The organism is Pantoea sp. B65, assembly GCF_047308185.1.
In the GTDB taxonomy this organism is placed as follows: Bacteria; Pseudomonadota; Gammaproteobacteria; order Enterobacterales; family Enterobacteriaceae; genus Erwinia.
Window position 1 is genome coordinate 96,356 of record NZ_JAHXPU010000042.1, and the last position, 19,748, is coordinate 116,103.

18 protein-coding genes are annotated in these 19,748 nt (G+C 55.0%); 10 read left to right on the forward strand and 8 right to left on the reverse strand.

The window, feature by feature from the left end:
• Nucleotides 1–61: 61 nt before the first annotated feature.
• Nucleotides 62–817: a LuxR family transcriptional regulator gene (locus JWF83_RS21805; protein ID WP_413652677.1), complete on the reverse strand. Its 756-nt coding sequence runs from the start codon at nucleotides 815–817 to the stop codon at nucleotides 62–64.
• Nucleotides 818–1,114: 297 nt separating this feature from the next.
• On the opposite strand from JWF83_RS21805, the gene JWF83_RS21810 reads away from it, so the two are divergent.
• From JWF83_RS21810 to fetB, 9 genes are all read left to right on the forward strand, one after another.
• Nucleotides 1,115–2,053 (forward strand): ABC transporter permease, encoded by a 939-nt coding sequence (locus tag JWF83_RS21810; protein WP_413652609.1) that lies wholly within the window; start codon nucleotides 1,115–1,117, stop codon nucleotides 2,051–2,053.
• Nucleotides 2,050–2,898 (forward strand): ABC transporter permease, encoded by an 849-nt coding sequence (locus tag JWF83_RS21815; protein ID WP_413652611.1) that lies wholly within the window; start codon nucleotides 2,050–2,052, stop codon nucleotides 2,896–2,898. Before JWF83_RS21810 ends, JWF83_RS21815 begins: the two co-directional genes overlap by 4 nt.
• On the forward strand, nucleotides 2,895–3,893 hold the full coding sequence (locus tag JWF83_RS21820) for an ABC transporter ATP-binding protein (RefSeq protein WP_413652613.1): 999 nt from the start codon (nucleotides 2,895–2,897) through the stop codon (nucleotides 3,891–3,893). Before JWF83_RS21815 ends, JWF83_RS21820 begins: the two co-directional genes overlap by 4 nt.
• A complete protein-coding gene (locus tag JWF83_RS21825) occupies nucleotides 3,886–4,938 on the forward strand; it encodes an ABC transporter ATP-binding protein (RefSeq protein WP_413652615.1) in 1,053 nt (350 codons plus the stop codon). Before JWF83_RS21820 ends, JWF83_RS21825 begins: the two co-directional genes overlap by 8 nt.
• Nucleotides 4,919–6,433 carry an ABC transporter substrate-binding protein gene (locus JWF83_RS21830; RefSeq protein WP_413652616.1) on the forward strand — a complete coding sequence of 505 codons (1,515 nt, stop codon included), beginning with the start codon at nucleotides 4,919–4,921 and terminating at the stop codon, nucleotides 6,431–6,433. The genes JWF83_RS21825 and JWF83_RS21830 overlap by 20 nt, the downstream gene beginning before the upstream one ends.
• A gap of 472 nt (nucleotides 6,434–6,905) precedes the next feature.
• A complete protein-coding gene (locus tag JWF83_RS21835; RefSeq protein WP_413652617.1) occupies nucleotides 6,906–8,207 on the forward strand; it encodes an MFS transporter in 1,302 nt (433 codons plus the stop codon).
• A gap of 14 nt (nucleotides 8,208–8,221) precedes the next feature.
• The gene (locus tag JWF83_RS21840) at nucleotides 8,222–10,612 is read left to right on the forward strand and encodes a TIM-barrel domain-containing protein (protein WP_413652618.1); all 2,391 of its coding nucleotides are present in this window, start codon (nucleotides 8,222–8,224) and stop codon (nucleotides 10,610–10,612) included.
• Between the two features lie 84 nt (nucleotides 10,613–10,696).
• Nucleotides 10,697–11,365 carry an iron efflux ABC transporter ATP-binding subunit FetA gene (gene fetA, locus JWF83_RS21845; protein WP_413652619.1) on the forward strand — a complete coding sequence of 223 codons (669 nt, stop codon included), beginning with the start codon at nucleotides 10,697–10,699 and terminating at the stop codon, nucleotides 11,363–11,365.
• Nucleotides 11,352–12,110, forward strand: coding sequence for an iron efflux ABC transporter permease subunit FetB (fetB, locus tag JWF83_RS21850; protein WP_413652620.1), 759 nt, complete (start codon nucleotides 11,352–11,354; stop codon nucleotides 12,108–12,110). Before fetA ends, fetB begins: the two co-directional genes overlap by 14 nt.
• On the opposite strand, the gene JWF83_RS21855 is transcribed toward fetB, so the two are convergent.
• From JWF83_RS21855 to JWF83_RS21870, 4 genes are read right to left on the reverse strand one after another with little or no spacing between them, the layout of a single operon-like run.
• Nucleotides 12,111–13,508, reverse strand: coding sequence for an MmgE/PrpD family protein (locus JWF83_RS21855; protein ID WP_413652621.1), 1,398 nt, complete (start codon nucleotides 13,506–13,508; stop codon nucleotides 12,111–12,113).
• A 6-nt stretch (nucleotides 13,509–13,514) separates the two neighbouring features.
• The gene (locus tag JWF83_RS21860; protein ID WP_413652622.1) at nucleotides 13,515–14,192 is read right to left on the reverse strand and encodes an amino acid ABC transporter permease; all 678 of its coding nucleotides are present in this window, start codon (nucleotides 14,190–14,192) and stop codon (nucleotides 13,515–13,517) included.
• Complete coding sequence (locus JWF83_RS21865; protein ID WP_413652623.1) at nucleotides 14,192–14,983, reverse strand: amino acid ABC transporter ATP-binding protein; 792 nt, start codon at nucleotides 14,981–14,983, stop codon at nucleotides 14,192–14,194. The genes JWF83_RS21860 and JWF83_RS21865 overlap by 1 nt, the downstream gene beginning before the upstream one ends.
• On the reverse strand, nucleotides 14,980–15,777 hold the full coding sequence (locus tag JWF83_RS21870) for a substrate-binding periplasmic protein (RefSeq protein WP_413652624.1): 798 nt from the start codon (nucleotides 15,775–15,777) through the stop codon (nucleotides 14,980–14,982). The genes JWF83_RS21865 and JWF83_RS21870 overlap by 4 nt, the downstream gene beginning before the upstream one ends.
• A gap of 94 nt (nucleotides 15,778–15,871) precedes the next feature.
• Between JWF83_RS21870 and JWF83_RS21875 the strand changes: the two genes are divergently transcribed.
• Entirely contained in the window at nucleotides 15,872–16,831 is a 960-nt protein-coding gene (locus JWF83_RS21875) for a LysR family transcriptional regulator (protein WP_413652625.1), read from the forward strand.
• Nucleotides 16,832–16,871: 40 nt separating this feature from the next.
• Here JWF83_RS21875 and hxsC read toward each other — a convergent pair whose 3' ends face one another.
• Genes hxsC through JWF83_RS21890 form a run of 3 tightly spaced genes read right to left on the reverse strand, consistent with a single transcriptional unit; the run spans nucleotide 16,872 to nucleotide 19,745 of the window.
• Nucleotides 16,872–18,077, reverse strand: a complete 1,206-nt coding sequence (gene hxsC / locus JWF83_RS21880) for a His-Xaa-Ser system radical SAM maturase HxsC (RefSeq protein ID WP_413652626.1) — start codon at nucleotides 18,075–18,077, stop codon at nucleotides 16,872–16,874.
• On the reverse strand, nucleotides 18,074–19,531 hold the full coding sequence (gene hxsB, locus JWF83_RS21885) for a His-Xaa-Ser system radical SAM maturase HxsB (RefSeq protein ID WP_413652627.1): 1,458 nt from the start codon (nucleotides 19,529–19,531) through the stop codon (nucleotides 18,074–18,076). The genes hxsC and hxsB overlap by 4 nt, the downstream gene beginning before the upstream one ends.
• On the reverse strand, nucleotides 19,521–19,745 hold the full coding sequence (locus JWF83_RS21890; protein ID WP_413652628.1) for a hypothetical protein: 225 nt from the start codon (nucleotides 19,743–19,745) through the stop codon (nucleotides 19,521–19,523). The genes hxsB and JWF83_RS21890 overlap by 11 nt, the downstream gene beginning before the upstream one ends.
• Between the last annotated feature and the right edge of the window lie 3 nt (nucleotides 19,746–19,748).

Consider the following 19,748-nt stretch of genomic DNA (forward strand, 5'->3'; position numbering starts at 1 on the left):
AATAACCACAGGGTAAACATCGCCGCAGCGCTAAACAGCTAGTAAAAAAGATAGGAAATGCTCAGCTGTCCAGTAAACGATAATGCATGGCGCGCACCACTGCCTGCACGCGATTACTGGCCCCCAGTTTGCGCGCGGCGGTATTCAGGTGCAGGGTGACGGTGGCAATCGAGCGGTTAAGTTTGCGGGCAATCTCTTTCGCGGTTAAACCTTCCGCCGCCCAGGCGAGACATTCGCGCTCGCGCTTGCTGAGACGCACATGCTGGCAGGTGAGCACGCTGCGATCGAATAGCGGGAAAACCTGTTCCTGAAAGGTCAGCGCCAGCAGGCTAAGCTCGGCCAGAACTTCATGCATATCCCGTTCATGGCTGGCGCAGGTGTGAATGCCAGTGACGGTAACAAAACCACCATTCGGCAAATGCAGTGGTACAGTGGCGCCGCTGGGCATATTGTTATCACACATATAATGCGTAACCGGCTTATTGACTTCACTCAGGCGGTTTTGCAGCGAGGTATTGTCCGGACGCTGATAGGACCAGACAAACGGAGCACAGCTTTCCAGCGCGTAATGCTGAACTGGATCCACCTGATAATAGCCACTCTCCAGCCATAGCCGCTGCATATCAGCGGGAACATTGCACATGCGCAGCACCGAGGGCGTAATCAATTCACCTTCCAGCGATCGTGGTACCGGCGTGTAATCGTAAATCAGGGCATCGAACCCCAGACGTGAAGTCCGGGCCAGAAGATGGTTAAACGCGCCATCGATAGTGGTTTCCCGCAGCGGTGCGGCACTCTCTTGCACCGCGAGTTTCATAAACATATCTCCACAATTCCTCTCCTGTGAGACGGCGACGGTCTGTCCGGGCATCGACGTGGCGACTGGCAGGTTAAAAGTTATGCAATCACGGTGCCAAATCCCGGCGATAACAAAACTAGCATTTTTACTAACTACCGCTGGTGTAATGCCAGGGATAACGTAGGTCACAGAACAGCAGACTATTACCGGCAGAAGTGCAGGGTGGCAGGGAGTGCACCATGATGGTGCGCTTCTTTGCCCGGCGGGCATCTGACGGCAGATTCTGCACCTGTAACTGCCATTACGAGGAGCGCCATGCATCGTTACCGCTTTCTGCTCTGGCGACCGCTGCAATTGTTGCCGGTGTTGCTGGGGATCAGCATTCTCACTTTTATTCTGGTACGCGCCATTCCGGGCGATCCGGCGCGGATCCTGCTCGGCGTGCGCAGTACGCCGGAGGCCATTGCCCGCATCCGCGCGCAATACGGGTTGGATCAACCTATCTGGCAGCAATATCTCTATTTTTTGCGCAATTTGCTGCACGGTGAGATGGGGAAATCGCTGATCTATCGCGTCGATGCGCTGAAAATCATTGGGTCGCGCATTGAACCGACACTGTATTTGGTTCTCGGCAGTGTGCTGCTGGCATTGCTATTGACCATTCCGCTGGCGGCCTGTGCTGCGCGTCAGCGCGGACGTCTGGCCGATCAGGTTATTCGTCTGCTTTCAACTATCGGTCTTGGCCTGCCGTCGTTCTGGCTGGCAATCATGATGATTTTACTGTTCAGCCTGTCGCTCGGCTGGTTCCCGGTTTCCGGTTACGGCAGTGATGCCGGTACGCGTCTGCATCATCTGTTTTTACCCTGCCTGACGGTGGCGCTGGCGTTGTCTGCGGTACTAACCCGCAATCTGCGCGCCAGCCTGCTGATGGAATTACAGAATGATTACGTTACTGCCGCCCGGGCGCGCGGGCAGCATGAACCGCGTATTTTCTGGCGCCATGTGATGCCTAATTCACTGGTGCCGACGGTTAACCTGCTGGCGGTCAATATTGGCTGGCTGATTGGCAGCACGGTGGTGATCGAAAGTGTATTTGCCATTCCCGGCATGGGGCAACTTCTGGTGAAGTCGATTATCAGCCGCGATTACATGGTGGTGCAGGGGGTGGTGCTGGTATTTGCCCTGGCGACGGTGGCGGTAAATTTAGTCGCCGATTTACTGACCGTGGCGCTGGATCCAAGGGTGAAACTATGAGGAGCATAACGGCAAAGCCCGGCATATTTCGCCCGCGCTGGCTGGCGCAACCGCAGGCGCTGCAACTGGGGATGGCGCTGCTGTGCCTGTGGCTGCTGGTGGCGCTGCTTAGCCCGTGGATTGCGCCATACGATCCCATCGCCCAGGATGCGGCGGCAACGCTATTGCCGCCCAATCTGTCCCACCCCTTCGGTACCGATAACTTTGGCCGCGATATTCTCTCCCGGGTGATGTGGGGCGCCCGGGTTGATCTGCAAATTTGTCTGATCGGCGTTATTTTCCCGTTTATCTTCGGCACGCTGATCGGTGCGTTTTCCGGCTATCTCGGCGGCGTGGTGGATACGTTTATTATGCGCATTATCGACGTGGTGCTGGCGTTTCCCTTCCTGGTGCTGATGTTGTCGATTATCGCCATTCTTGGGCCGGGGCTGAGCAGTTTTTATATTGCGATGGCGCTGGTCGGCTGGGTTTCTTATGCCCGTCTGGTGCGTTCGCAGGTGCTGACGCTGAAACACCGCGATTTTATTCTGGCAGCGCGCAGCCTCGGTTACAGCCATGCGCGCATTCTGCTGGTACATCTGCTGCCGAATGCCCTGACCAGTTCGCTGGTGTTCTCGATGTCCGACTGCGTGCTGGTATTACTCAGCGGCGCCGCGGTGAGTTATCTCGGCCTTGGGGTTCAGCCGCCGGTTGCTGAGTGGGGAGTGATGGTTGCCGAAGGGCAGAGCTTTATCACTACTGCATGGTGGATCACCACCTTCCCGGGACTGGCGATTGTGGCGCTGGCGATGAGTTTCAGTCTGCTGGCTGACGGGCTGGGTGACAAACTGGGGGAGCGACCATGACACTGTTACAGGTTGCCGATCTGACGATTGTCGACGCGCAGGGCATTGCCCTGGTGGATAGGCTGTCCCTGACGCTAAATGCCGGAGACATTCTCGGGCTGGTGGGGGAGAGCGGTTCCGGCAAGACGCTGAGCTGCCGGGCGATGATGCGTCTGTTGCCGGGAGAAAAACTGAAAGTCAGCGGCGGCGAAATTCGGTTAAACGGCGTTGATCTGCTGAGTCTCAGTGATAAGCGCATGACAGCGATCCGCGGGCGGGAAATTGGCATGATTTTCCAGAACCCGGCCAGCCATCTTAACCCGGTGATGACTATCGGCCAGCAAATTGCCGAAAGCCGCCGCCTGCATTTTGCCGCGAACCGGCGCGAGGCGCGGCAACAGGCGGAGGCGTTATTACGCCAGGTGGGGATCCCCGATCCGCAACGGCGGCTGGATAACTATCCGCATGAATTCTCAGGCGGCATGCGTCAGCGCGCCATGATCGCCGTGGCGCTGGCCTGCGAGCCAAAAGTGCTGATTGCCGATGAACCGACTACCGCGCTGGATGTGACGGTGCAGATGCAGATTTTACGTCTGCTCGGCGAGCTGCGCGATCGGCTTGGTATTGCCATCATTCTGATCACCCATGACCTTGGCGTGGTGGCGCAGACCTGCGATCGCATTGCGGTAATGTACGGTGGCCGCCTGTGTGAAACCGGCGATAAGCGCCAGCTGCTGGCTCAGGCGCAACATCCTTATACCCGTGGCCTGATCGACTGTCAGCCCGCCAGCGAAGGCGGCAGCGGACGGCTGGTCACCCTGCCGGGTCAGCCGCCGGTTGCGGCGCATTTCCCCACCGGCTGTCGTTTTCATCCGCGCTGCGCCAGCGCTACCCGGCAATGTCAGCAGGTTCAGCCCGCGATGCAAAGCGCCACCCCGACCTGCAGTCACCTGACTGCCTGTCATCATCCGCTGCCGATGCGGAGTCCGGCTATTACCGGGAGGGAACATGACTGAGCAATCCGAACCAGATAATAACCGCTGGCCGCTGCTGGAAGTGGAAGCGCTGTCGGTGGCTTTCCCGGTTTCCGGCGGCTTTGGCGTTAAAAAACGCGTGGTGCAGGCGGTGAACGAGGTGTCGCTGTATATCAATGCCGGCGAGACGCTGGGACTGGTTGGCGAATCGGGCAGCGGTAAAAGCACCCTCGGCAGAGCGATGTTGCAACTGGAAACCGCCAGCGCCGGTCGCGTGCGCTTTCGCGGGCAGTTGATCACCGACGGAATGAAGAGCGATATCACCCGGCTGCGTCAGCAGACGGCGATGATCTTTCAGGATCCGTTCTCGTCGCTAAATCCACGGCAGACGCTGGGTGAAAGCATCGCTGAAGTGCTGCGGGTGCATAACAAAGTGGCGAAAGCCGCGATCCCGGCGCGGGTCAGTGAGTTGCTGTTGCTGGTTGGCCTTAGCCCTGAACATGCTTCCCGGCGGCCGCAGGCGCTGAGCGGTGGGCAGTGTCAACGCGCCGGCATTGCCAGAGCGCTGGCGATGGAACCGCGTCTGATTGTGGCTGATGAATGTGTTGCCGCGCTGGACGTCTCTATCCAGGCGCAAATTATCAACTTGCTGATGGATCTGCGTGAACGCATCGGGCTGGCGATTCTGTTTATTGCGCACGATCTGGCGATTGTGCGCCGTCTTTGCGACCGGGTCGCGGTGATGTATCTCGGCCGCATTATTGAAAGCGGACCGACGCAAAAAGTGTTTAACACGCCACGCCATCCCTATACCGCCGCACTGGTGGCGGCTATCCCGGAAATCGATCCGGATCGTCCGCTGCCGCAACATCCGCTACAGGGCGAACCGCCAGGCCCGGTTTCTCTGCCTGCGGGCTGTGCTTTTCATCCACGCTGTGCCCATGCCTTACCGGCGTGCCGGCAGGGAGTGGCGCCTGAAACCCGGCATATTGCCGACCATGCCTTCGCCTGTGTGCTTGACAGCCATAGCCGCGACAGGATCTATCCGATGACTGAGGAAAGGTTACATGAAGCAAAAGCATTTTAACGTTGTGGCTGCCGGGGTGCTGCTGGCGTTGAGTCTGGTCAGCGAAATGGCGCAGGCGGCGGGGGTGCTCACTATTGGTCGCCGTGAAGACAGCACCACCTTTGATCCGATTAAATCGGCGCAAAACGCCGATAACTGGGTGTTCTCCAATGTGTTTGATCCGCTGGTCAGGGTCGATAATAGCGGAACCAAACTGCTGCCCGGGCTGGCGGAAAGCTGGAGTATTTCTGCTGATGGCAAAACCTATACCCTGAAAATGCGTGCCGCAAAATTCTCTGATGGTTCGCCGGTGACCGCGTCTGATGCGGTGTTCAGCCTGACGCGTATTCGCGATGATGCCGGTTCGCTGTGGCGCGATTCGTACAGCATTATCGACACCCTGCAAGCCAGCGATGCACATACGCTGGTGATCACCCTGAAAACGCCGTCGGCGGCGTTCCTGGCGCAGCTGGCGCTACCCAACGCCTCGGTGATTTCACAACAGGCGCTCACCCGACAGGGGGCGGAGGATTTTGCTGAACATCCGGTCGGTTCCGGCGCCTTCAGCGTGAAGGAGTGGGCGCGCGGCGAAAAGGTGGTGCTGGTGAAAAACCCATATTACTGGGAAGCCAGCAAGGTGAGCCTGGATGGCGTCGAGTGGCTGACGCTGCCGGATGACAATAGCCGCATGCTGAAAGTGCAGGCGGGTGAAATCGATGCCGCGCTGTCGATACCGTTCTCGCGTATTGCGTCGCTGCAAAAAGAGCCAAAACTGGAGGTTGAACTGGATCGCTCGACCCGCGAAGATCACCTGCTGATTAATCATTCCCATGGTGATTTGGCTAAAGCGGAAGTGCGGCAGGCGCTGGATTTCGCCATTGATAAAAAATCCATCATTGATACGGTGACTTTCGGTTACGGCAAAATCGCTAACTCCTATATCCCGGACGGCGCGTTGTATCACTATGCCGATAATCTGCAACGTCCGTACGATCCGGAGAAAGCCAGACAGCTGCTGGCGGCTGCCGGAGTGAAAAATCTGACGCTTAACTATCTGGTGAACGCCGGTGACGAAGTGGATGAACAGATCGCGGTACTGCTGCAGCAACAGCTGGCAAAAGTTGGCATCACCGCCAGGCTGCAAAAGGTTGACCCGAGCCAGAGCTGGGGAATGCTGGTGTCCGGCGATTATGATATTTCCGTGATGTACTGGACGAATGACATCCTCGACCCCGATCAGAAAACCACCTTTGTGCTGGGTCATGATTCAAACATGAACTATATGACCCGTTATCAAAACGACAAGGTGAAAGCGCTGGTGGCGGCGGCGCGGGTCGAAATGGATGCGAAAAAGCGTGAACAGATGTATATCGACCTGCAAAAAATGGCCAAAGCCGATGTGAACTGGGTCGATCTCTATTACAGCCCGTACCGTAACGTCACCAGGAAAAATATCAGCGAGTTTCATCAGAACCCGTTAGGGCGCTTTACGCTGGAAGAGACCGTTAAACAGTAACGCATCCTGCACCAGGGATAGCCAGAAAAACAAAAACAGTCCGTTTTACCCTTTTAGCCCACTTCTTCTGGTGGGCTTTTTTCTGTGCCAGCGTCTATTGCTGCCCGAACCCTGCTGCCATATTCCCGTCGGTTTTTAAATTGGTTGACCTATTTTGCTGTTTTCAGGCCGGTTTGTATAACAACTTAGGCCGCGAGAGGCTGCCCTGTGCAGGTTTGTCGCTAACATCAACCAAAATAGGCAATTTGGTTAACCAGATCACAAATGCAACATCATCCTGGCGACCAGATTGCCGAACTGTGGTTCACTCATTTTCGAGCGGACAACCACCACTCACTGAAACAAGTCCATACGACACGACAAATCCTTTGCCTGATGCGGGTTAACCACCCTTTACCTCACCGGTAATCCGCACCGGCCATGAAACAAGGGATTGTTACAACAATGATGTCAATAAAAAGTGGAGAATCAGATGAACCGCAGTTTAAATCCAGGGATAAGCGCAACCGCCAGCAAACGGACCTTCCGTAATTTGCGCTGGTGGGTGTTGATTCTGTTTTTAACCGGTGTGACGGTCAACTACATCACCCGCAACTCGCTGGGTATTCTGGCGCCGGAACTCAAAACCAGCCTGGGCATTACCACCGAACAATATTCCTGGATCGTCGGTGCGTTTCAGCTGGCCTACACGCTATTTCAGCCGCTGTGCGGCTGGTTTATTGATGTTATTGGCCTGAAACTGGGCTTTCTTATTTGCGCCGGTATCTGGGCATTAACCTGTCTGTTTCATGCCGGAGCCAGTAACTGGCTGCATCTGGCTATTCTGCGGTTTGTGATGGGCGGCGCTGAAGCGGCAGCAACCCCGGCGAATGCGAAAATGCTCGGCGAGTGGTTTCCGCGTAAAGAGCGGCCGATTGCCGCTGGCTGGGCTGGGGTCGGCTTCTCGGTCGGCGCGATGCTGGCGCCGCCAATTATCTATTTTGCCCATGCGTCATTTGGCTGGCAGGGGGCGTTTCTGTTCACCGGTTGTCTGGCAATGGCTTGGGTAGTGCTGTGGTGGCTTTTTTATCAAAACCCGGATCAGCATCCCAACCTGAGCGCGAAAGAGCTGGAGTATATTCAGCAGGATAATGAACCGCCGGCGGTAAAACAGAATTTCTTTAAAGCGCTGAAATCGGTGGCAAAAAATAAACGCTTCTACGGTATTGCCATCCCGGCGTTTATGGCTGAACCGGCGTGGGGGGTGCTGAGTTTCTGGGTGCCGCTCTATCTGGCAAACCAGCTGGGCATGGACTTAAAACAGATTGCGATGTTTGCCTGGCTGCCGTTTCTGGCGGCGGATTTAGGCAGCGTGGCGAGCGGCTATCTGACACGTATTTATGTGCGTCTGTTTGGCTGCACCCAGGTTAACTCGGTGGTGGCCAGTTCTATCACCGGCGCATTTCTGATGGTATCGCTGGCGCTGGTGGCCTTTACTAAAAACCCCTATGTGGCGATTGCCCTAATTTCTGTCGGCGGCTTTGGTCATCAGATTATCTCCTGCATGCTGAGTGCGCTGGTGGTGGAGAAGTTTGATAAAGGCCAGATGGCCACCGTTAACGGTATGCGCGGCTCTTTCGCCTGGATCTCCAGTTTCCTGTTTTCACTGGTGATTGGCTTAACGGCTGACAAAATTGGCTTTAATCCGCTGTTTATCGCCATGGGGTTCTTTGACCTGATTGGCGCGCTATTCCTGATCGCTTTTATTGCTGAACGTCGCGCGAAACGCGCCTGAAAGAGAAGGTAACGATGAAAACCCTGAAACACTGGTCCTTAGCGGGCTCAGATAACAATCATGTCGAATTGATGGTTGATGGTAAACATGTGCTATGCCTGTATGTGCTTGAGCAGACCATGTTTCGCGTCGCCATCAAACGTCAGGGGCAATTTACTCTGGACCGGACCTGGAGTATTGCCCCGGAGAGTGATGTTCCCTGGGAAGGTCGTCAGCGTGACAGTCTTTCCGGCTTCTCTTTGCCCGGTTTTACCCTTTCACAGCAGGGTGATGAACTGATGGTGGCCACGGAGCAGTTGCGGGTGATTGTCCACCAGCCGTTATGGCTGGAATGGCAATACCGCACTGGCGCCGGCGAGTGGCAACTGCTGACCAGCGATCGTCCGACCAGCGCCTATCTGATGAATGCGCATGGCGATGGCGTTGCCCACTATCAGCGGCGGATGAACGACGATCGCTACTATGGCCTCGGCGAGAAAGCCGGCGATCTGCAGCGCAACGGGAAACGCTACGAAATGCGTAACCTTGATGCCATGGGCTATAACGCCGCCGCGACCGATCCGCTGTATAAACATCTGCCGTTTACCATTACCCACCGTGGTGAAGTCAGTTTCGGGCTCTATTATGACAACCTGAGCAGCAGCTGGCTGGATCTTGGCAACGAGCTGGATAATTACCACCAGCCTTACCGCCGCTGGCAGGCGGAGAGCGGCGATATCGACTATTACCTGTTTGTCGGCGCGCAGGTGCTGGATGTGACCAAAGCCTTTGTGCGCCTGACCGGGAAAACCCTGTTTGGACCAAAATGGAGTCTCGGCTACAGCGGTTCTACCATGCATTACACCGACGCGCCGGATGCGCAGAATCAGTTAATGAATTTTATTCGCCTTTGCCGGCAGCACGAAATTCCCTGTGATTCATTCCAGCTCTCTTCCGGCTATACCTCAATTAACAATAAACGCTATGTGTTTAACTGGAACTACGACAAAGTTCCGCAACCCGAGGTAATGAGCCAGGCCTTCCACGATGCCGGATTGCGGCTGGCCGCCAATATTAAGCCCTGTCTGTTGCAGGATCACCCGCGCTATGAAGAAGTCGCGGCGCAAGGACTGTTTATTCAGGACTCCGGGAGCGACACGCCGGAGCGTTCCATTTTCTGGGATGACGAAGGATCGCACCTTGATTTTACCCATCCGCAGGCGGTGGCCTGGTGGCAGGAGAATATCACCAGTCAGTTACTGGCGAAGGGCATTGATTCCACCTGGAATGATAACAACGAATATGAAGTCTGGGATGGCGAAGCCCGTTGTCACGGTTTTGGCAAGCCGATTGCGATTAAACATATCCGCCCGGTGATGCCATTGCTGATGATGCGTGCTTCAATGGAGGCGCAGCAGCGTTTCGCCCCGGAAAAACGACCGTTTCTGATCTCGCGTTCCGGCTGTGCCGGTATGCAACGCTATGTACAGACCTGGAGCGGCGATAACCGCACTAACTGGACGTCGCTGCGCTACAACATCCGTATGGGACTGGGGATGAGCCTGTCGGGTCTGTATAACGTAGGCCACGATGTCGGCGGCTTCTCCGGTGATAAGCCGGATGCGGAGCTGTTTGTGCGCTGGGTGCAAAATGGCGTGATGCACCCGCGCTTTACCATTCATTCCTGGAACGATGACCATACGGTGAATGAGCCCTGGATGTATCCGTCGATTTTACCGGCGATTCGTCAGGCGATCGAACTGCGTTATCGTCTGCTGCCTTATCTCTATACTTTGCTGTGGCAGGCCCATGCCGATGATGAGCCGATGTTGCGTCCGACCTTTCTCGACCATCAGCATGATGTGCAAACTTTCGCTGAATGCGATGAATTTATGCTGGGCCGTGACCTGCTGGTCGCCAGTGTGGTGGAGCCGGGACAGCGCGAACGGCGCCTGTGGCTGCCGGATAATCACAGCGGCTGGTACGACTTCCACAGTGGCCAGTGGTACAGCGGCGGGCAGTGGGTAACGCTGGCTGCCGCGCTGGAGACACTGCCGCTGCTGGTGCGTGCCGGTGCCGGGTTGCCGTTAAGTCAGCGTCTGCGTCATGTCGATGCCAGTGCTGACGACCAGCGTGAACTACTGCTATTCCCGTTAAAAGGAAACGGCAGCGCGCGCGGCATGCTATTTGAAGATGACGGCGAGTCATGGGGTTATCAGCAGGGTAATGCACTGTGGCTGAACTGGGAAATGCACTGTGATGCGACTACTATCCGGCTGGACTTTACGCGCAAAGGTAACTACCAGCCAGCATGGCGCCAGCTGAAGATCACGCTGGCGGCGGGTGAGCAGCGACAGCTGTTGATTGATGGTCAGCCAGCAGGCGCTGATCACGGGCTATGGCTGGTCGATAACCTGCCGGCGTAATGTGGTTTTCCCTGTTGAAAAGGCGACATTTTGTCGCCTTTTCGCGTTATGATCCTGCGGTAAATTATTTCAGGATGACCCATTATGTCGACCATTCCTCCTCTGCTGGACGTGCAGGATGTGAGTTATGTGCTGGAGGCTAAACCGCTACTGGCTCCCGTATCGCTGACGCTGAATACCGGTGAATTTGTTCTGCTGACGGGCCCTTCCGGCAGCGGTAAAAGTACGTTGTTAAAGATTATCTCCTCGCTGATCGATCCCTCGGCGGGCAGCATCCGCTTTCGCGGTCAGCCGATTGCGCAGCTAAAGCCAGAGCGCTATCGCCAGCAGGTCTCTTATTGCTTCCAGACCCCGGCGCTGTTTGGCGAGACGGTGTATGACAATCTGGCGCTGCCATGGCAAATTCGCCATAAAAAGCCCGATCGGGCGCAACTGCAAGGCTGGCTGGAAAAGGTCAACCTGCCGGCAGAGATGCTGGATAAAAAAGCCGATCGGCTATCCGGCGGCGAAAAGCAACGGGTGGCGCTGTTACGCAATCTGCAATTTTTGCCGGATGTGCTGCTGCTGGACGAGATCACCAGTGCGCTGGACGATGAAAACAAGCAACTGATCAATCAGCTGATTGCCGGGCTGGTCAGGGAGAGCGGCATGGCGGTGATGTGGATTAGCCACGACAGCAGCGAGATTAACCAGGCGCAACGGGTACTGACGCTGGCAGCGCCAGCCGCAAGGAGCCGTAATGAACCAGCATAATATTACTAATCAATCTCTTGGTCTGGCGCTGATTCTGGTGCTAATTGCGCTGCTGGTCAGCAGAAAAGAGAAGCTGGGACTGGAAAAGGATATTGTCTGGAGCGTGTCGCGCGCCATTCTTCAGCTGATTATTGTCGGCTATGTGCTGAAGTATATCTTCGATCTGAACAATAGCTGGCTTACGGTACTGATGGTGCTGTTTATCTGTGTTAATGCGGCGCTTAATGCGCGCAAGCGCAGCCGTAATATAGATAACGCGCTGGTGATATCATTTGTCGCCATCTGCGGCGGAACCACCCTGACGCTGGCGATTCTGGTGTTTAGCGGTTCGATTGAGTTTATGCCGATGCAGGTGATCCCAATTTCCGGCATGATTGCCGGCAATGCGATGGTCGCCGTCGGGCTGTGTTATAACAACCTGAATCAGCGTTTTGCCGATAACCGGCAGAAGATCCTCGAAATGCTCAGCCTGGGGGCGTCGGTAAAACTGGCTTCCGGCACGCTGCTGCGCGACAGTATTCGTGCGGCGTTAATCCCGACGGTCGATGCGGCAAAAACCGTCGGGCTGGTGAGCCTGCCGGGGATGATGTCCGGGCTGATTTTTGCCGGTATCGACCCGGTAAAAGCGATTAAATATCAAATTATGGTGACCTTTATGCTGCTGGGAACCGCCAGCCTGTCGACCATTATTGCGGGTTACCTGGCCTGCCGGCGTTTTTATAATGCACGGGCGCAGCTGAAGTAATCACTCCACCAACTCTGCGGCGGAAGAGTAGGCCACGCCATCGGCCCGATCCTCCTGCATCAGCCGGCTAATCAGCGGTTCAACCCGATCGATATGTCCGGCTAAATTCCGCCGCGCCTTGGCAATAATTTCCGCCTGCGTAATCGGCCGTTCGGCGCTGCCCAGCGGCTTATAATGCTCGCCTGCCGCGCTGTCGCCATTGCGATGCCGGACCACCACCCGTGCGCCGGGCTGGCGGGCTGGCCCGCACATGCGCGCGGAAAAATCCGCATCGGCCACGGCGGTCACTTTAGCCGCCAGTGCCAGCATCTGCTCACTGCACATATTCTGTTGCGTATACCATTCCGCGCCGGGCGCCAGGCCCGATGCGACTGCCGCCAGCGTCCACGGCAGGCTGAATTGCGCATCGGTCACCGTGTGCGGGCGATAGTCCATCATATCGTTAACCAGCCGCGGGAAAGTATGCACTTCGATCGCCTGCAGATCTGCCGCCCGCCAGCCGGTCTGCTGCATAATCCCCTCGATACTCTCCAGTGCGCAGGCCAGCCAGCGACAGGCGGGATAGCGCTTAAAGCTGCCGTAGCTGGCGTACCAGTGGCTACCGAGATCTGTTGTCAGGATATCAGGTGCAAAGCGGTCGGAGCCGATCATCCGCCAGTAACCCTGGTTGCCATCCAGCACGTCCAGGCTGCCGCTGAGGCCATGCTGCGCCATAATCACCGCCTGAACCCCTGCCTGGGCAGCCGGAGCCACCGCATCTTTCAGCGCCAGCAAGGGGCGCTGCTGCCAGTTGTACTGGTGCAGGCTGGGCAGCGGGGTGAGCGCCGCGGCGAGGCCGACGGCATGGTGCAGCCGTTCCGGGCTGAGTTTTAGTAGCCGACCGGCCACCAGCGCCGCGCCGATCGCCTGATGCTGCGCAACGCCATACACTTGATCGAAACGCTGCGCCGAAGGCTGGATCGCGTGGATCAGACGATTATTCACCTCAAAACCGACGGTCAGCGCGGCGATCAGCGCCTGCTGCGTCACGGCCTGCGGGCTGAGATCGAGAGCGGCCATCGCTGCGGCGACCAGCGTGGCGCCGGGATGGCCGAGACCTTTACCGTCAATCTCCACCCCGTCGTCGTGATCGAGGCCGTTAATTATTGCCGCATTGCTGAAAGCGGCGCCGAGCGGGCTGAAACCGGGCTGGCCGAAGACATAGCAGTCGCCGCTGCCGGCGAATAACCGGGCGGAGCGAATCACCGGCTCGCTGACCCGGTGATTGCTGGCCGCCCAGCCGCAGGCGACGGCATCCAGTAAATGCAGTCTGACTTTGTGGCGGATGGCATCAGGAATATCCTGTGCGTTCAGGGTGCTGGCAAAGTTAACCAGCTGGCGTGTGGCTGTCAGATTCATGATTATTCAACGTTTAAAATAGCGGCTGCGGATCCGGCGCTCGGCATAGCTGGCCAGCAGTGACAACGGCAGGATGGTAACGACGAAAAACAGTGCGACAAACGTCAGCGTTTCCAGTGGACGAAAGGTGGCGCTACTCAGGCGCTGTCCCTGATAGAGGATCTCGCCGGTAGCGATATAGCTGGCCAGCACCGAATTTTTTATCGACATGACGCACTGGCTGACAAATGCCGGCAGAATGCGCAGAAAGGCTACCGGTCCGGTAATGCGCACCAGCACTTTTAGCGGCGACATCCCCACCGACAACCCGGCTTCCACCAGACCGTGATCGACGGACTGGAGGCCGGAACGGAATATTTCGGCGAAAAATACACTGCCGTATAACGCGATCGCCAGGACGCAGGTCAGGTAAGAGGATAAGGTCAGCCCGAACAGAATCGGCACGCAGTAATAGGCCCAGACGATCAACACCAGCGGCGGAATCGACCGCACTACCTCGATTAACCCCTGAGTGGGCAGGCGTACTACGGCCCTGGCCGAGCCGCGTAATGGCGCCAGCAGGGCGCCGCCGAGGATGCTTAATGTCACCGAGGCCAGAACGATTTTAAAGGTGGTAAATATGCCATCCAGCAGAATGGCGTGATACTGCCAAGGTATTGAAAAATCCCAGTGATAAACCGGCATCAGACCAGATCCTCCGCCGTTACGCCGGACAGCGCCATAAAGTGACGTATGGCTGTATTTTCAGGTTGTGACCAGATTTCCTGCGGCGTGGCTTCCGCCACCAGTTTGCCGTGATCCATCAGCAGCAGGCGGCTGCAGACCTGCAGTGCGAAACGCATTTCATGGGTTACCACCATCATGGTGGTGCCACTGCCCGCCAGCTCAGAGATAACCGCCAGTACTTCGCCTACTGATTCCGGATCCAGCGCCGAGGTGGGTTCATCAAACAGGATCACCCGTGGCTCCATCGCCAGCGCGCGGGCAATTGACACGCGTTGCTGCTGGCCACCGGAAAGGCGCACCGGAAAATCATCGGCTTTTGCCGCCAGCCCCATGCGCGTCAGTAACGCCATCGCCTTCTGCGTCGCGTCGCGACGTGAAATACCGAGCACCTGCACCGGCCCTTCAATAATATTCTGCAGTACGCTGCGGTGTGGCCACAGATTAAAGTGCTGGAACACCATCGCGATCGCCGCCCGCTGCCGGGCCAGCGTGCGGCGTTTTACCGGCTTCCTCTGCGCGCCGTAAAAGCCGATCTCTTCATTGTTAAGCCAGATATGCCCGCTATCCGGCGAGTCCAGCATATTCAGACAGCGCAGCAGGGTGGACTTACCGGCGCCGCTGCGGCCAATAATGCCGATTACTTCCGCCGGGCGAACCTCAAAGGAGACATCATCAATGATTTTATTGCCTGAGAACGATTTGCTGAGGGCATCTATTTTCAGTAACGGTAGAGAAGCCTGGGTACTCATGATGATGGATTCGCCGGATGAGTATATTTTTTCCAGATGCTTTTCAGCGTGCCGTCTTTATCCAGCTGCTCCAGCCGGCCGTCGAGCCACGCCTGCAGCTGCGGGCGATCTTTACGCAGGCCAATATTAGTCGGCTGCTCTTTAACCGGCTGCGGGATCACCATGGTGCCCTGATGGCGTTTCTGAATATATTGCGACATCTGGATATCGTTGGTAACGATGGCATCGGCACGGCCGCTTTCCATCTGCAATTGCATATTGTCGCTGTCTGGTACGATTATCCACTGTGCTTTATCCAGCTGCGGCTGCAGCAGGGTAACCGCTGCTGAACCGTCAATAGCGGCCAGTTTCGTCTGCTGATTATTTATCGTGTCCCAGCTGGCAAATTTTTGCGCCTCTTTCGCCAGCGTCAGCACGCCCATCTGATGCGACCCCATCGGACGGGTAAAGTCGGCGGCTTTGGCTCTTTCCGGCGTTTTATTAAAGCCACCAAGAATATCGAAACGATTAGACTGCAAACCGGCAACGGCGGTGCCCCACTGGGTATCGACGTATTCAATTGTTATATCGCTATTTTTGAAGATGGCCTGCACCACATCTGGCACCAGTCCGGTCCACTGATTGGTCAACAGATCTTTTTGATACCACGGTGGCGCGTTCACCGCGCCGACGCGGATAATATGGTCCGGCAGAATAGTATTAATCTCATCTGCGGCATTCGCCGCTGCCTGAGTGAAGAAAATCCCTGGTATCAGCACTAACGCCGACAATAAATGTGTGGTGAAAAATTTCATTTTATGCCCCTGAGTGAATATAATTAAAGATTCTATAGCTCTGGGTATATGTAATCAAAATGCATAATCCGCATATTGTTATCTGGAAATCGCAATGACACCGAAACAACTTGAAGTTTTTATCAGCGTCGTTCAGCTCGGTTCGGTGACTGCTGCTGCGCAGAAGTTAGCGATGTCGCAGCCCTCAGTGAGTAAAAGCCTGGCGCTGATTGAACAGCAGATGGGTTTTAACCTGTTTGAACGCTATAAAGGCAAGATGCAGCCGACCCCGGAAGCCAGCGAACTGTATAAAGAGGCGTTGCGCGTACATCAGGATCGGCTGCGTTTCGATCGCTTTGTCGATCATCTTCGGCAATACCGCGTCGGGCAGTTGCGGGTGTGCGCCACCCCGGCGCTGGCGCTGAATATGTTGCCGCAGGCGGTGGCGCGCTTCCGCCACGCCTTCCCGGACTATGGTGTGGTGGCGGATATGTGCCTGAATAATGAGATTGAAGAGGCGGTGGAGGGGGGGCGCTACGATCTCGGTTTTATGGTGAAGCCCGGTCATGAGGCGGGTGACAGCCGGCTGGTGGTCAGTCAGGGCGAAATGGTCTGCGTGCTGTCGCAGCAACATCCGCTGGCGCAGCAGGCTGAGGTGCGCTGGCAGGATATTGCGCCGCGCGAGCTGGTGTTTATCACCACTGACGTGCGGCTGGTGGCGATGATCGCCGAGGTGGCGCCGGAATTCCGCCAGCGGCAGGTGGCGGCGGTAGAAACCAACCGCTATAGCATGGCGATCAATCTGGTCCGGCACGGTAACGGCGTGACTATCGTCGACCATTTTTCCCTGCTGGGGATCGATACTGCCGGGCTGGCGGTGCGGCCGTTCCGCCCTGCGTTACCCGTCTCGGTGGTGGCGGTCAGCGATGGGCGCAGCGCGTTATCCCAGCCTGCGGCAGTGTTTGCGGAAGCAATGAAGGAGTTGATGCTGGAATCACCAGATCCTCCATCATGCTCAGGCGAGGGGAAAGAGGATACTGCCGAGAGACCCACCCACCCATTACGCTGTTTATAAATCAGAGGCGATAGTGCTGTGCCGCAGATAAATAAGGCGATTAAACCAGGAATGGCGTGATATGTTGCGTGAGAAAGAACTTGTCGGTAGAGGAAGCAAAAAAGCCGCCACAATCTTCGCGTTTAACACATTGTGCACATATCAGCGGATAGGTATTTTTAAAATCGCTGATGCTTTTGGCGCAGTTGGCATGGACATCGCTATTAACCACACAGAGTGGCAAATTGAAAATGCGGGTCTCTATGCCATAGCGCTGGAGAATCTCGACCGCTGCCGATAGCGTATCCTTGTAATCCCACGGATCGATAGAAAGGGTGGACCAATTAAGTTTGGCATAGCCCATATTTTCCATACCCATCAGCGCCACGTGTTTGACAAAGAAAAAATTCTTTGCAATAAATTCTGCCAAATCAAGGAGAGATTCAATCGTCGTTTGATGCAGCACGATACGCAGTTCGATGGAAATACCCTGCTTATAACAGTTAAGCAATCCCACCAGAGTTTGATCGAATGCGCCCCGGCTTTGCACAATATAATCATGGATATCTGAAACATGGGCAAAAAGCGGGATGCCGACCAGTAGATTGCCGCGGGCTGCGGCTGCAAGATGGGCAACATAGCTCTCGTAATAAAAATAGCGCCCGTTAGTCAGAAGATGAATTAAGGTCAGTGGGGAGCGCTTTGCAATCTTATCAATGATGCGGATTAAGCCTTCGCTTAACATCGTTGGTTCACCGCCGGTAATACATAATGTCTCGGGCAAATGCTCGTCATCCAGCAGGTCGATTGTGGCTGCAACGCTGGCTTCCAATTGTAAGGGATCCACAATTCGTGCCGGTTTGGGTGGCTGTGGGCACATTACGCATAAATTATTGCAGGCTTCAGTAACCAGAAACGCGTTATTGTGGGACGCGGTACGATAATGGCGGTGAATTCTGCCTTTCATACTAATGCTGATAATGTCTCCACACGAGAAGACAATATTCGGTTTCACCAGAAGCACGGGAAACCGGCCATTTTCCCATAGCGCAGGTGCCCGGCAATCCTCGGCCGAGTAAATCAGGGCTGCCGGGCACGCGCCCTGGAACGAAGGGAGGACAGTATCGGCGGCTAAATAGACGATATCGCGATTGGTTATTTGGCCTGGCTCCGTGACCACTTTACCGAATATTTCTTTATCCAGGCCGCAGGTCGATTCTGCCTGGGTAAACAGAAAGCAGGTGTCCTGAGGGATAACTGGCTTCATTGCAACCCCCACTGCAGCAATATATGCCGGGTTTGACTGTCACCCGAGGTCAATTTTTTAATAATCATTTTGATGATGTTTTGGTTTTTATAACAAAAATCGTCTTTACCCGGTCGCCCATAAGGGGTACCCGTGACTTGATAGCGCCGTACCGGATCGGCGCCGCAATAGGGCGCATACGCACAGTCCGAACAAACGGGTAAGCTTTCGTTAACTCCCGCCAACGCCAATTCTTGCATTACCGGTCCCAAAAATAATTCAGCCCGAGTACTCGTCAGCACATTCCCCATATTAAAATGCTGATCTCCGGTCTCAGCCATCATGCGGCTTTCATCGCTGGGATAAATATTGCCATCGTAGTTATATAGAATAACGCCAAAACCGGCGCCACAAGGTGATTGTAAATCGACAAAGCCTGTCGCCCAAGGCGTGACCAGCTTTTTCACGATCAGGCTGGCATAGGATTCGCGAAACGGCTGTCCGTCTTTGTTTAACTGGATGATATAGTCCAGGCATTTTTCATAGAATGCCAAAAAAGCGTCGGTCGGATAGCCAATTTTATTGAAGTATTTTTGCGCAAAGCCGTAAGGGTTCAACTCGCGAATAAAGATACTGCTAAACCCATGCCGGATATATTCATCGATAATTTCTTCATGCAGACCGAGACTTTCGCGTGTGGTTGTCATCAACGCGCTGACCTTATCGAAAGCATTTTTTTGTTTGATGTGGCGCAAGGTTGCGGTAAGCGCTTCCCAGGCGCCGGCTTTGCTGAATTTCCGGTTGGCATTGTGCAAAGACTGCGGGCCATCTAATGAGGTGCTAATGGAAAAATTATGCTCGATCAAAAAGTTAATATCGTCGTCATTTACATCGCATAGGTTGGTGCACAATACAAATTGGATCTCTTTAGCCGTATTTTTTTGTTGCACACGCTCCACAGCCCGCCGGACCAACGGCATTGTCAACGTTGATTCTCCGCCCTGAAACTCCAGCGTGAGCGTAGAAGAGGGCATGGACAATGCCATATCGATACTGCTGTCGAGCACGGCTTCGCTCATATCAAAGCAAGAGGAGTCTGACTGACAGGATTTTCTCGATGCCTGGCAGTAGATACAGGAATTATTGCAGCGTACGGTCAGCACGAAAATATGCAATTGCGCAAAGTTTTCGAGAAAAGCTTTTTTGGTTTTATATTTGGACGCCAATAGGGGGATCGGATCTAAGGCTTCGTCATTGATGATGATGTGCTTTGAACGCAATTCATAGTAGAGTTTTTTATCGGTTATTTCTTTTTTATTGACCAATACGCTCAACTGTTCGCTGGTTAAACAAACCCATTCACCATAATCAGTCGAAATAAAATATCGTTTAGCATCCAATTTGCTGAACCTGAAAGGCAACAGCCGATAATGGGGCTGGTAAAAATCCTCAATGCAGGCGAATTTAATGCTCATGATTAAATTGTTCTTGTATGCTGAGCATCAGCACATTATTGAGAAACGTATTGATTATTTCTGTACTGTCATGATGATGCTCCTCTGTGACGGTCACATTCAGCAGCATGGCATCTCCGGTTTGGGCCGTTACTGACAAATAATCCGCAAACAAAGATGCCATTTCTTCAACGGCATGCTGTGTATAAAAATCAGAATCCAGCATAATCTGCATAGG